Source organism: Dyadobacter linearis (genome assembly GCF_907165045.1).
GTDB classification, from domain to species: Bacteria; Bacteroidota; Bacteroidia; order Cytophagales; family Spirosomataceae; genus Dyadobacter; species Dyadobacter linearis.
In genome coordinates this window covers 352,327-365,514 of sequence record NZ_CAJRAU010000004.1, presented here as the reverse complement: position 1 = coordinate 365,514, position 13,188 = coordinate 352,327, and the positions used below count along the sequence as shown (strand labels likewise).

12 protein-coding genes are annotated in these 13,188 nt (G+C 46.0%); 3 read left to right on the top strand and 9 right to left on the bottom strand.

Going from position 1 to position 13,188, the window contains the following annotated elements; all coding sequences use genetic code 11:
• The first annotated feature begins 58 nt into the window (after positions 1-58).
• Together KOD92_RS16135 and KOD92_RS16130 are read left to right on the top strand one after the other, a co-directional pair.
• Positions 59-892, top strand: a complete 834-nt coding sequence (locus tag KOD92_RS16135) for an SMP-30/gluconolactonase/LRE family protein (RefSeq protein ID WP_215234608.1) — start codon at positions 59-61, stop codon at positions 890-892.
• A 39-nt stretch (positions 893-931) separates the two neighbouring features.
• Entirely contained in the window at positions 932-1,585 is a 654-nt protein-coding gene (locus tag KOD92_RS16130) for an RNA recognition motif domain-containing protein (RefSeq protein WP_215234607.1), read from the top strand.
• Between the two features lie 83 nt (positions 1,586-1,668).
• Here the strand turns inward: KOD92_RS16130 and KOD92_RS16125 are convergent, their stop codons facing one another.
• The 7 genes from KOD92_RS16125 to KOD92_RS16095 all read right to left on the bottom strand — a co-directional run bounded on the left by KOD92_RS16125 (position 1,669) and on the right by KOD92_RS16095 (position 10,234).
• A complete protein-coding gene (locus KOD92_RS16125) occupies positions 1,669-2,859 on the bottom strand; it encodes an MFS transporter (protein WP_215234606.1) in 1,191 nt (396 codons plus the stop codon).
• A 43-nt stretch (positions 2,860-2,902) separates the two neighbouring features.
• Complete coding sequence (mutS, locus tag KOD92_RS16120) at positions 2,903-5,566, bottom strand: DNA mismatch repair protein MutS (protein WP_215234605.1); 2,664 nt, start codon at positions 5,564-5,566, stop codon at positions 2,903-2,905.
• A 96-nt stretch (positions 5,567-5,662) separates the two neighbouring features.
• A complete protein-coding gene (locus KOD92_RS16115) occupies positions 5,663-6,223 on the bottom strand; it encodes a pseudouridine synthase (RefSeq protein WP_229254720.1) in 561 nt (186 codons plus the stop codon).
• Between the two features lie 66 nt (positions 6,224-6,289).
• On the bottom strand, positions 6,290-6,832 hold the full coding sequence (locus KOD92_RS16110) for a Uma2 family endonuclease (RefSeq protein ID WP_255567391.1): 543 nt from the start codon (positions 6,830-6,832) through the stop codon (positions 6,290-6,292).
• A 130-nt stretch (positions 6,833-6,962) separates the two neighbouring features.
• Positions 6,963-7,727 carry an exodeoxyribonuclease III gene (locus KOD92_RS16105; protein WP_215234602.1) on the bottom strand — a complete coding sequence of 255 codons (765 nt, stop codon included), beginning with the start codon at positions 7,725-7,727 and terminating at the stop codon, positions 6,963-6,965.
• Positions 7,728-7,747: 20 nt separating this feature from the next.
• Complete coding sequence (locus KOD92_RS16100) at positions 7,748-9,568, bottom strand: hypothetical protein (RefSeq protein WP_215234601.1); 1,821 nt, start codon at positions 9,566-9,568, stop codon at positions 7,748-7,750.
• Between the two features lie 27 nt (positions 9,569-9,595).
• Complete coding sequence (locus tag KOD92_RS16095) at positions 9,596-10,234, bottom strand: hypothetical protein (RefSeq protein WP_215234600.1); 639 nt, start codon at positions 10,232-10,234, stop codon at positions 9,596-9,598.
• Positions 10,235-10,376: 142 nt separating this feature from the next.
• Here KOD92_RS16095 and KOD92_RS16090 point away from each other — a divergent pair, with 142 nt between their 5' ends.
• The gene (locus tag KOD92_RS16090; protein WP_215234599.1) at positions 10,377-10,889 is read left to right on the top strand and encodes a DUF4494 domain-containing protein; all 513 of its coding nucleotides are present in this window, start codon (positions 10,377-10,379) and stop codon (positions 10,887-10,889) included.
• Positions 10,890-10,940: 51 nt separating this feature from the next.
• Here the strand turns inward: KOD92_RS16090 and KOD92_RS16085 are convergent, their stop codons facing one another.
• Positions 10,941-11,684, bottom strand: a complete 744-nt coding sequence (locus KOD92_RS16085; protein ID WP_215234598.1) for a hypothetical protein — start codon at positions 11,682-11,684, stop codon at positions 10,941-10,943.
• 60 nt (positions 11,685-11,744) lie between these two features.
• Complete coding sequence (locus KOD92_RS16080) at positions 11,745-13,124, bottom strand: OmpA family protein (protein WP_215234597.1); 1,380 nt, start codon at positions 13,122-13,124, stop codon at positions 11,745-11,747.
• Between the last annotated feature and the right edge of the window lie 64 nt (positions 13,125-13,188).

The following is a 13,188-nucleotide window of genomic DNA, read 5'->3' as shown; positions in this document are numbered from 1 at the left end:
CTTTGATAGAGTGATCAGAATGTGCAACCGATTACCTATATCCTGCTTTAATAACTTTATGAAAACCAAACACATTTTACTTACCGCCCTGATGGCAGGTTGTCTGTCATTTACCTCAGAAGCGCAGCATTCGCTTACTCAGATATGGTCTTCGGAGGCTACATTGCCAATACCGGAATCTGTCCTTTTCAGTAAGCAGGATAAGTTGCTGTATGTGGCGCTGATCGACGGTAAGGCGGGAGAAAAAGATGAAAAAGGCGGGATTGCGAAAGTTGGGCTGGACGGCAAAATTATCGCAGCAGACTGGGTAACCGGCCTCAGCGCACCGAAAGGAATGGGCATTTATGGATCGAAATTATTTGTTGCAGATGTTACAGATGTAGTGGAGATCGATATTAAAACCGGAAAAATCCTTAAAAAACATCCTGTTGAAGGCTCCAAATTTTTGAATGATATTACAATTGACTCAAAAGGCGGCATTTACGTATCTGATTCTCAAACAAAAAAGGTACATTTAATCAAAGGTGGGCAGGTATCGACTTACGTTGAAAATCTGACAGGACCGAACGGATTGCTGGCTGTCGGCACGGATCTTTTAATCGCGGACAGCGGAATTCTCAAAAAGCTCAGTCCTTCCAAGGAAGTGACCGTTTTAGCCGAGGGAATGGACAAGAGTACAGATGGTATTGAGGAAGTTAAAAAAGGTGAATATCTCGTTTCCTGCTGGGCCGGAGTTGTTTATTACGTAAAATCCGACGGCACCACAGAGAAGCTTTTGGACACCACCGCAGACAAGACGAATTCGGCGGATATCGGATACGATGCTGCTAAGAAAATTGTGTACGTGCCTACTTTCATGAAAAACAACGTAGTCGCTTACCAGCTTAAGTAAAATATATTTATAACCTAAAAATTAATAAACAGGCGTTTCATGGACATTTTTGTTGGGAGTCTTTCTTTTAAGTTAAAGGAAAGCGAACTGCGTGAAGCTTTCGAGAAGTACGGTACTGTGAGCTCCGCGAAAATTGTAATTGACAAAATTACTCGTCAAAGCAAAGGTTTCGGGTTTGTAGAAATGCCCGATGAGAGCGAAGCAAGACTGGCGATCAGCTCGCTAAATGGTGCGGATATGTACGGCAGACCATTGGTTGTGAACGAATCGCAGAAAAGAGAGCAGAGACCTGGCGCGCCCGGCGGAAGCGGACCTGGCTCTTTTCAGCGCACAGACTCGGGAAGAGAAGGCTTCAATCGCCCGCGGCCCAACGATACTGAAAACAGAAGCGCTGATACAACAGGAGGTCCTGCCAGAAGCAGCTCGGGAAGTGGAATTGGTGGAGGTGGAAGCGGTTTTGGCGGAGGTGGCTTCGGAGGGGGTAACTCCGGCGCAGGCGGTGACAGATACCGCAGCCAGGATCGTAAACCAGGAGGTGGAAATGACAGACCTTTTGGGGATCGCGGCGGTCAGGGTCAGGGTAACAAATCCAAGACGGACAGCCGATATGGCAGAGGAAATGAATTCAACAAGAAAGGCGGCGGCGGCAGCAAAAGACAGTTTGGTAACCGCGACGACGATGACAGATGGTAATAATTCTTAATCCGAAATAAACAAATAAAACCCTGGAATTGCTTCCAGGGTTTTTTAATGCGTTGCATATTAAAACCTGACGATCAGGCAGTTGCTTTTATTTTATTATCCTTAAAGAACAAAACGAAAAGTACCAGTACTACGGCTGCGATTCCCGCCGGAACCATCCAGATGCTGGTCCAGTCTTTCACGCCATTCACAGTGTACATGTCAGCAACAAGTCCTGCCAGCCACGAGCCGATCCCCATTCCGATACCATAAGTGGCAATAGAGATCAATCCCTGAGCAGAAGAACGATATTTTTCTCCCGCTTTGCTGTCGGTATAAATTTGTCCGGTTACGAAGAAGAAATCGTAGCAAACACCGTGCAGGATAATTGCGAGATACAATAACCATTCGCTGTTCGCATCTCCATAACCAAATCCTACAAAGCGGATTATCCACGCGATCAAACCGACGATCAACATCCATTTAACGCCTAATCTGCTGAAAGCTAGCGGAATAAGAAGCATAAATACAACTTCCGAAGCTTGTCCCAGCGACATTTTGTTTTCCACGTTAGTCATTCCCGAGTCGGTCAATGACGGGTTGGCCATCGCGTAGTAGAATGAAAGAGGGATACAAATGAGTAGCGAAGAGATAAAGAAGATCGCGAAAGATCTGTCTTTGAAGAGCTTGAATGCATCCAGACCCATAATATCCGAGAAAGAACTCTTCACACTTGGTTTCGGTGGGGTATCGGGCAGGAAGAATGAATAGATACCCAGAATCGCAGATGCTACCATTGAGATTTTGAAGATCATCGCGCTGTCGCCGAAGCCGTAAAAACCGATGATATTGGTCACAACAATCCAGGAAACCGTTCCCATTACGCGGATTGCAGGAAAATCTTTTTCAGAATTGGTTACTTGCTGCATCGCGATGGAAGTAGTAAGTGACATCATCGGCGCGAAAGAGATACAGTAAAGCAGGATAATTCCGAAGAAATTGTCGGCGCTGGTAATGCCGGAAAGCACGTAAAGCAGGATTGCGCCGGCGATACTTAAAACGCCCAAAACCTTTTGCGCCGCGAAGTACCGGTCGGCGATCATGCCTACGAAGAACGGGGCGATAATCTGTGCGATAGAAAAAGCTGCGTATGCATTTCCTACCTGGCCTCCGGTCGCATTGAGGGCGGTAAACATGTATTTACTCATTTGCCCATACCACGATCCCCATATAAAGTAGAGGAGGAACATCATGGCCATCAACTGAAACCGCGTTGAATTTTTCATAACATAAAAGGAAGTAGGAGTTTTTGGTAGATATAAAAGTGGATTATTTTTTAATGAGTTTTTGAAACTCGTTCAACTTCAATAGCGCCTCAATAGGCGATAGTGTGTTCACGTCGATCAGGGAGAGTTTTTCTTTGAGCTCTTCCATTTTCGGGTCAGCCGGTTCAAAAATGCTGAGCTGAAAATTGTTCTTAGGGATTTCTTTGATCTTTTTGCTGTGTTCCTGCGTCACGTGCTCTTTTTCAAGATGCTGCATAATTTCGCTGGCTCTCAACACAATAGGTTGCGGCATGCCGGCGATCTGCGCGACGTGAATACCAAAACTGTGGGCACTGCCGCCCGGCTTGAGTTTGCGAAGAAAAATGACTTTGTTATCCACCTCCTTCACGGCCACATTGAAATTCTTGATTCTTGGAAAATCTTCAGAAAGCTGATTCAGTTCATGATAATGTGTAGCAAATAAGGTCTTGGGCCGACATTCCTTCTGGCTGTGCAGATATTCGGTAATCGCCCAGGCAATAGAAACACCATCATAAGTACTTGTCCCGCGGCCAATTTCGTCCATCAGGATCAGGCTGCGGTCACTTAGGTTATTAAGAATACTCGCTGTTTCGGTCATTTCGACCATAAACGTACTTTCGCCCCGGCTCAGGTTATCACTCGCCCCTACCCTGGTAAAAATCTTGTCCACCAAACCAATCGAGGCTGCTTTCGCGGGCACATAACATCCCATTTGCGCCATTAAAACGATCAGGGCAGTTTGCCGCAGCAATGCCGACTTACCCGCCATATTTGGGCCGGTGATGATAATGATCTGCTGAGAAGCATCGTCCAGGTACACATCATTGGGCACGTAGCTTTCTCCTACCGGAAGCTGCTGCTCAATGACCGGATGCCGCCCTTGCTTGATATCCAGCACATTACCTTCTGTAATAACCGGTTTTACATAGTTATTTTTAGCCGCGACGGTCGCAAAGGAACTGAGCACATCGAGCGACGAAATGATCGCAGCATTCTTTTGAATGATCTCCACGTGCTGGGTAGCAGCGAGTACGATCTCATTGAAAAGTCTGGATTCAATGGAAGAGATACTGTCCTCCGCATTGATAATCTTTTCCTCGTATTCCTTTAATTCGGGGGTAATGTAACGTTCCGCATTAACGAGCGTTTGCTTCCTGATCCACTCCGCAGGCACTTTGTTCTGGTGCACGTGGGTAACTTCCAGATAGTAGCCAAAAACCTTGTTATAGGCAATTTTAAGCGTGGTAATCCCCGTTCTTTCAATCTCCCGGTTCTGCAATTGAAGGAGATAGTCTTTGCCTTCGTAAGATATTGCATGCAGTTCGTCAAGCTCGGCATCCACGCCTTTTTTAATCATCCTACCCTGGTTAGACAGGATCGGCGCGTCTTCTCGCAGTTCATTTTCGATCTTATCAACCAGTTCTTTACAAGTATCCAGCTGATCGGCGTATTTGAGCAATACTTCCAATGCAGGTGAAAGCGCCTGCTCGGTGTCGGTATCTTTCTGTAACTTCTTACGTTCCTTTTCAAGCAACTTATGCAAGCTTTCCTTAATCGGCCCGATCTGCGTGAGTGACCTTTTCAGCTGAACCAGCTCTTTCGGGTTGATCCTTCTGACCGCCACTTTTGAAATCAATCTTTCAAGATCGCCGATCAGTTTCAAACACCCGACAACCGATTCGTGTATAGCCCGGTTATTCAGGAAATGCCCGACGATATTCAGCCGTTCTTCAATCGGAAGTTTATCTTTCAAAGGGAGCACCATCCACCTGCGTAACAACCTGGCTCCCATTGGCGTAACTGTCTGGTCTAATATCTGGATCAGGGGAACGCCACCTTCCTGCTGTGCATATATCAGTTCAAGATTCCGTACTGTAAAACGGTCTAGCCATACGTATTTTTCCTCTTCGAGCCGAGTAATGCGACCAATATGCGCTATTTCCCTGTGTTCTGTTTCTTTGAGATAGTGCAGGATCACACCAGCAGCGACAATACCCAGCTGCATTGCTTCAATACCGTATCCTTTCAGGGTTGTGGTTTGAAAATGCGTGATCAGCTGCTCGTAACCGTAATCGTAGCCAAAGCACCAGTCTTCAAGCTGGTAAGTATGATATTTCCCGCCAAAAAGCTGACTAAACTCCTGCTTATGTTTTTTGCAAAAGAGCACTTCCGAAGGAGAAAAACCTTGCAGCATCTTATCAATATAAGCTGCATTGCCTTGGGAAGTCATGAATTCCCCAGTCGAAATGTCAAGGAATGCGATCCCGTAAAGGTCGTCGCCGCCTATGTGGACAGCCGCGAGGTAATTGTTTCGGCGGGTATCCAGTACATTGTCGTTATAAGAAACGCCGGGCGTGACCAGCTCGGTTACCCCTCTTTTTACAATGCCTTTTGCCGCTGCGGGATCTTCCAGCTGATCGCAAATAGCGACGCGCTCGCCCGCTCGGACGAGTTTGGGTAAATAGTTGTCGAGAGAATGGTGTGGAAAACCTGCTAGTTCTTCGTGCGAGCCGCCATTATTCCGGCGGGTAAGTACAATTCCGAGAATTTTCGATGCCCTGATCGCGTCTTCTCCAAAAGTTTCATAAAAATCACCGACCCGGAATAGCAGCAATGCGCCCGGATACTTCGCTTTGATCTGATTGTATTGTTTGTTAAGCGGGGTTTCTTTATTTGCCTTTGCCAATTATCAGCCTTATTTTAAGAACAGGTATCTACAAAATTAAGCCTTCTATCCGGTTTGCCAAGTCTGCACGCAGTGTTTTGTAACCATCCGAAATGTTCATTCGTAGAAACGTCCGACCTCCGAAGGCATAACTTCCCATACGTCCCCATTGTTAGGAAAATTTCCGTTTTTATCAGCCAGAGAAAATTTTCCGATGGACCAGCGGACTAATCGTAGCGTAGGAAAGCCCACTGCCGCAGTCATTCTGCGTACCTGCCTGTTTTTGCCTTCCCGAAGTGTCAGTGAGAGCCAGGAAGTGGGTATGTTCTGACGAAATCGGATCGGCGGATTCCTTTCCGGCAGCACGGGCTCCGCAATCAAATGTGCTTTTGCAGGAAGCGTGCGGTATGATTTACCATTGATACTGATATCCACGCCTGCGGAAAGCTGCTCGCAGGCCTCCTCCGAAACCTGGCCTTCCACCTGCACAAAGTACGTTCTGGTGTGCTTGTTCCGGGGTTCCAGTAATTTTGTTTTGAGATAATTATCATTGGTAAGCAATAGAAGACCTTCACTGTCTGCATCCAGCCGGCCGACCGGATAAATATCTTTGGCAAAAGTGAAATCAGAATCTGCGAGTGTCGCATGGTCACCTTCCCGTGTGAACTGAGAAAGCATGCCGAAAGGCTTGTAAATGAGGTAGTATTGAAACAAAAGAGAATCGTTTAGTCGCTGCTGGGTGAATTACTTCAATACGGCTGACAGATCCAGCTCAAAACCGGGCAGTACCGACTCGCCGGAGAGTTTGATGTGGATACTTTCGTGCAGCACGATCGTTCTATCGGCTCTGTAAATGTAGACTTTCTTGTCAAACCGGTCTATCAGCCAGGCGAGCTGCGTACCGCTTGCGATGTATTCGTCCATTTTATCAATTAGATATCGCAGTCCGTCAGATTGGGAACGGATCTCAATTATGAAATCGGGGCAAACCGGCGCGAACTTTTCCTGCTGCTCGATCGAAAGACTATCCCAGCGATCGCTGCGTACCCAGGAAACGTCCGGCGAACGAACTGCGCCATTTGGTAGTGTGAAACCTGTTGACGAGTCAAAAACTTCGCCAAAACCATTTTCTTTATTCCATATCCCCAACTCAATGAGAATTTTTGAATTAAAGCCACCTGTAAAAGATCCTGTTGGAGACATAACAATAACATTTCCTTGCGCGTCTCTTTCGAGCTCTAGTGTGTCGTTCATTTGACAGAACTGAAAGAATTTCTCCTCGTTCATTAGATTCCCCATTTTCAGTGTCATAGGCAGTTGCAGTTCCATAACGTTTTGAGTAAAAGCTGCTCTGATCAAAAATACGAAAAAAGCCGCAGGGATGAATTTGTTATCGCTGGTGAAAGGACGAAGTGCCCTATTGAATTTCCAACCACACCGGACAATGGTCCGAATGGACAGCATCATTGTATTGCCGGCTTGCGACAATGCGATCCTGGATCGTGTCGGCGACGGAAATGTAATCGATCCGCCAGCCTTTGTTATTCGCTCTCGCACCGGCGCGGTAGGTCCACCACGAATATTCCCGTAATCCGGGATTCTTGAATCGGAATGCGTCAGTAAATCCGTTGCCAAACCATTTCGTCATCCACGCCCGCTCCTCAGGCAAAAAGCCCGACGATTTTTTATTCCGAACAGGATCATGAATATCGATCTCGGTATGTGCAATGTTATAGTCGCCGCAGATGATCAGGTTGGGCCGCTCTTTACGCAGTTCATTGGCCCAGACAAAGAAATCTTCTAGGAAAGTCATTTTGACAGACTGCCTGATCTCACCGCTCGTACCAGAGGGAAAGTAGCAGTTCAATATCGTAATATCCCCAAAATCAGCCCGCAGCACCCTTCCCTCCCGATCATAAGCCGGAATGGAACATCCCGCCTGCACGAAATCGGCTTTTATTTTGGAAAATATAGCGACGCCGCTGTAACCTTTTTTCTCCGCAGAATGCCAGCCTACCAGCTCGTAGCCTAAGGCTTCGAAACCGGAAAGATCTACCACATCGGGCGTAGCTTTTACTTCCTGAAAACACAAAATGTCGGCAGGTGTAGTGCTCAGCCAACTAATCAGTCCGTTTTTTAGAGCGGCCCTGATTCCGTTCAGATTGTAGGTAAGTATCTGCATGAGAGGGGTTTAATAGTATTCTATTTAATAACGATCGACTTTCCCGTAAATTCTGATTTCCAGTCTTCCTGTGCTTTTGTCAAAATATAAACCCTGAACTGACCTTTCGGAAGTTTTAAGTTGAAAAGTCCATATTGATAGGAATCTCCATAATAGGAGCCGGTTTTCATGAAATCGCCAAACTTGTTCGGTACGGGCACCGCGGGCAAAACCAGATTTAATGTGTCCGAACTGAACACGAAATAGGAAGGTGCAACCGAGCCCGCCGCCGGATTTACTGTAAACCTGTAATATCTCGTCGGTATATTATTGTCTGTATTCCGATAGTGAAAAGTAGCATTGAAATTACCGCTAAACTTGCGCCCCGTATTAGTTTTGGTAAGAAGTTCCTGATGCGGGGGAATGGTATTAAACTGATAAAAATCAGTCAGACCTTGTGATTCCAACGCATTGACGAGGTTTTTCATTCTGGTCGGGTGGTTCCAAAACGGGATATCACCAAACAGATCGCCTGCTGTGAGAAAGGTGCTATAGTTTTTCCAGTGGTAACTGTCTATCACGAGATCGTCGTGCATTTTTCTGACCTGCACAATCGATAAATAGTAGCTTACGAAATTGAGTATCACAAAGCTCGCTCCAACCAGTACTGCGATCCATTTCCGCCATATCTGCCAATTTTTAACCAAAATAATAAGACAAATATAAACCGTGGCCAGCAATGCAACCCCGAAGATCATATACCTCCGCGAGAACACATTTCCACCAAACATAAAGTAATTGTTCAGTGGCCGGCTGATAACGAACATCGCGCCGGTACCCATCGAAAACATCATTGCGCCCCACAAAAACCAATCGCTCCAAACCGTAATTCTACGGGTAAGGATGCGCAGAAACCAGGCCAGGAACAGCAGGAAAATCAATCCTCCCAAAAGCACGCACAGGATCAGGTCCGGATGAAATTGGGAGACGAGCGGGTGGCGGATATCGAGGTACAAACCATTTCCCCAAAAGCCCAATACGAATATAAAATTGAACAAGGAATGCGTCCAGACCTTTTCGCCGGTTGCAGGAACTACCTGATAATCAAATAGGAAATAGAATAGTATAATCAAAACAGCAGCCAATATCCAGCCGGCTGCCAGCTTAAATCGCTTTTGAAACAACAGAATTACAAAGCCGATAATCCACGCCAGCAATCCGCTTCCACTCGTGAAAGTTGTCAGTAATGCGGCTGCAATTCCTAGAATATACCCCCTGTTGTCCCCCTTACCTACCGCATAAGCTGTGAGAAAAGCGAAGAATATCAGCGGTGTATTTTGAAGTGCGGCTATTCCCCAGTAGGCGTTTTCCCAGTAAATAAGACTGAAAAGCAGATACGGAACCGGGATGAAATAGTAGAAGGAAAGGCTCTCCTTTTTGAGGGATTTGAACAAAAGGTACGCCATTCCCAGCAGGGCAAGATTGCCGATCAGGATCTGTGCCTTGATATTTACGGTCCCCGTAAAAAAAACCATAACCAGCATCACAATGCGCTCGAAGGCGAAACGATGCTGGTTAACCTGTTCAAAAAGTACCTTGATCTTGCTGGTAAAATCGGGCGCGTGCTGAAAATTGTAAACCGTTTCGAGCAGATTGAAATCGTCGGTAAACGGAATATTGACCAGGTGCGCGTCGAGGATCAGGAAGAAATAGATGACCGGAACAAAAATCAGACTCATCCCAAGCCACTTCCTGGCTACTGAAAATTTCGGAATAAAAAATGAAGCGCCAAATGATATAAACAGGACAGCAACAAGTCCGAAATAGGCTGATAAATGAGGGTTATCTAAAAATAGCTTCAAAACATATATTTAATTGACGTAATCCGCTTACCGGTTCTGAATGCCGGTGATCATCTGGCTGGTAATCTCCTTTTCGAAGGTAATATAGCCGGGGTAGTCGATCTGCTTGCCTGCAATATCCAGCGTAGGCTTCACTTTTACAGTAAATTTCGTCGGTTTTGCGTCGGATCTTCCGGTCAATGAAAGGATCATATTCACAAAACTATCGCGCGTTTGATCGTTGGTAAGTAACTGGTACGCATTGGCATTCAGCTTTATAGGAACGCGGGTACTTCCGGTGCCGGGCATTACTTCGATCAGCTGGCTCAGGTATCCGTTGAATATCTCGTTATTGGTAAGCAACACTTTGTATTCCAGCTGGTTAATAGCGGCGCGTTTCTTTGTAGGATTGGTAATATCAAGATTAACCCGCAGATCGAGCGGCACGTTTTTTCTCAGCAATGCCAATGCAAGGCCAGGATGTTTGGCAAGATCGAAATCGCTGAAACTGCGAAGATTTTTAAATTCCCTAACGTCAATTCCGGCAAGATAAACACTGTCGACAGACTTGATATCGTATTTGCATTCCCCGAAAGTTTTCGCCTCAGAAACCTGTTTTCCAACACCGCAGGCCGATAAAAGGCCCGCAATCAGCACGACTAAACCAATAGATAGGTTCTTTTTCATTATAAAATTTTTTGCAAGTTAAACAGTAGGTATCAGAACGCATACTGCGTTTGGGGATTATTACTTTCCAACTATATTTTTTTGCGCCGTTGAAGCAAGCGTCTACATTTGCAGACTTTATTAATTCAATCCGAAATAATTTATGGCAAGCTGGTATTTAGGAAAAATCAGGTATCAAAAAGAAGACGAGGCGGGAAGCTTGAAAACGATCAATGAAGTGTATCTCGTTGACGCTGTATCTTACACAGAATCAGAAGCCAGGTTATATCAGCAGGTTGTGACGGGCGCGAGCGATTTCAGCGTGACGAGCATTACGCGCATGCGGCTTGCCGACCTGTTTGCCTATGAGGAAGGTGAACAGTGGTTTAAAGCGAAAGTGATCTATTTTTCAGTGGATGAGAAAAGCGGCAAGGAGAAGAAAATCGTGAACTATATGCTCGTAAATGCCGACGGAATCCAGCAGGCGCTCGACCGCATCAATGAGAGCATGAAAAACTTTTTAATCCCTTACGAAACGACAGATATTAACCTTACACCTATTCTGGACGTATTCCCTTACACTGCGGAAGAAGATAAGGAGCAGGAAATTCCAGCAAATATGCGGCCGCTTTCGGAAGTAAAAGCCGAGCAGGCACTGGCTGAAAGCGAATCTTAAAATAGCCGGTCCGGTTTTGACATTTCGAATCAAAACCGGACTTTTTTGTGCCTAATCAGCAACCTTTACTTCGGGATAACCTTTGATATTAGCAAGAAAAGGATCTTTTTCAAGGCTTGTCAGTTTCAATATCAGGTCTTTTGAATTAATCTCTGTCACTAAAAGGTCGGAAGTCAGCAAATGCAGGTAGTCGAATGAAACCGGCAAGCTGACCGCGCTTTCGACAAACTCGATACCATAAATTGTGTAAGAACTGAAAGGTGTTTTTGTGAGCCAGATCTTATCCTTTGTGTCCGAAGTGGCGTAGGTAAGGTCATATTCCAGGCTTTCCAAACCAAAATCCACTCTCTTATTACCGGTTGGAATGCAATAGGTAGTGAAATTCTCCTGTTGCTCCGCCTTTGTTTCAGCATTGGGTTTGACTTCCTTCACCATTTCCACGATCCGCATTTTCTTACCTGCGTCATCGGCGCCGCAGAAGATGTATTTTCCGTCCGGGAAGGCGATCACGAAATCAAATCCTTTTCCATGCTCACCAAAACTGCTTTCTTTCCTAAAACAAATAGCGCCGGAAACGGGATCGAGGTAAATTTTCAATTTGCCTGAGGTATTATCAGCCTTATTCTGGTAGTCGAAAACCAGGGAATGACTAAAATAATATTGCCCTTTTTCCGGCTTCCACTGCAATGCTCTTTGCTTGTCGGCGGGGATTTTTTTTGGTGCTTGCGCAAAAGAAGGGAGGCAGGCCGCGGCCAATATGCCCGTTATCATTAAAATCAGGAAGTTCCTTTTCATCACAAATCTGTTTAGAAGCGCAAAGTAAAAAAGAGACTTCACAAAAAGCCAGGCGAGCATTTACATTTTAAGAAACTCGACCCGCCTGTTGTTCGCTTTACCTTCGGAGGTCCCATTGGGCGATGCAGGCTCCGCTTCTCCCTTCCCGTCGGTTTCCAACCTTGCCGCATCGACCCCGAAGTCCTTCGATAATGCTTCCCTGACAGATGCAGCACGTTTTTTGGATAATGCAAGATTACTGCCTTCGTCACCATCGGAGTCCGTATGCCCGATGATCTTCACCTTCACCGTTCCGTTTTCGGTTAAAACAGTCGCAATATCTTTCAGTACGCCGTACGATTCTGGTTTGATATTAGCTGAATTCACATCGAACAAAATCCCGGTCGTCGAAAATTTCCCTTCTGTGATCAGCTTGCTCCGCGTATCTGGCGCGCCTACCGCAATCCGCAGGTTGGAAACGAAATATTTGTCTGCTTCCTGGTGGTAACCCGCATTTGAGAATCCGATAAAATTGTATTTCGTTTCCTGGTTAAATGCCCTCGGCAAGTCCCAAACCTTGAAATCGTCGACATACAAACGAAGACGGGTTTTCTGCCGCCATATTGAAATCTTCACAGGATTATGGTCATGCACGTGAAATGCAGGAATGCTCTTCTCGTTCTTCATCAAAGAACCCGCTGGGTCAGCGCCAAATACATTAAAGAAAGCCAGTCCCTGCTGCCCTCCTGCGTTTTTTGGATGCAAGCCGAGTTCTATTCCATTCTTTTTATCACCGTCAAAAGATTTCCAGTGCGTAAAGTTTTTGGCAGGATCAGCCACTTCCGCTATGATCGCACGCAGGTAACCCGAGTAAAAGCTGAAATCGGAGGTCGACGCCAGCATAAATTCTAGTGTAAAATTCTCGGGCAATGCGTTCACGAATTCGGGATAGAAAACGCCTTCCGGTCCAAGCAGCAGCCATTTTCCCTCAGTACCTTCGATCGTAACCACTTCTCCCGAAGAATTCGTGTTCCACTTCGCAGGAAAATCACCCACCGCATCCTGAGAAAAATCCTCGACCGCCACGACCTTATCGCCCGGAATAAAATCAAATTTGCTGTAAGACTTCAAAGAACCTTTCTCAGACTTTCCAGAAACCGCAGCCTCATTTGCACCTTCACCATCCGCACGCTCAGAAACACCCCCTTCCTCCCTTCCTCCCTTTCCTCCAGTCTCCCCCTTCTCCCCCTTCACCTCCTCTTCCTTCTTCTTTTTCTTAAACATATTCCCAATCCCTTCTTCCAGAGAATCAAACCCTTTGTCGACAGCCTGGTCAACCTTCCTGTTGGCGCGGTTCTCGGCCTGCCGCTCCACTACCCTTGTTGGATCGCTGATCCTGATCTGTGCAAATGACACGATCGGTATCAATGTCAGAATAAAAATGCTGCTGATGCTCCTCATATTGAATGTGCGTTTATGGAATTATTACCATATTAAATATACACAATTGGCTAACTGGCTGAAT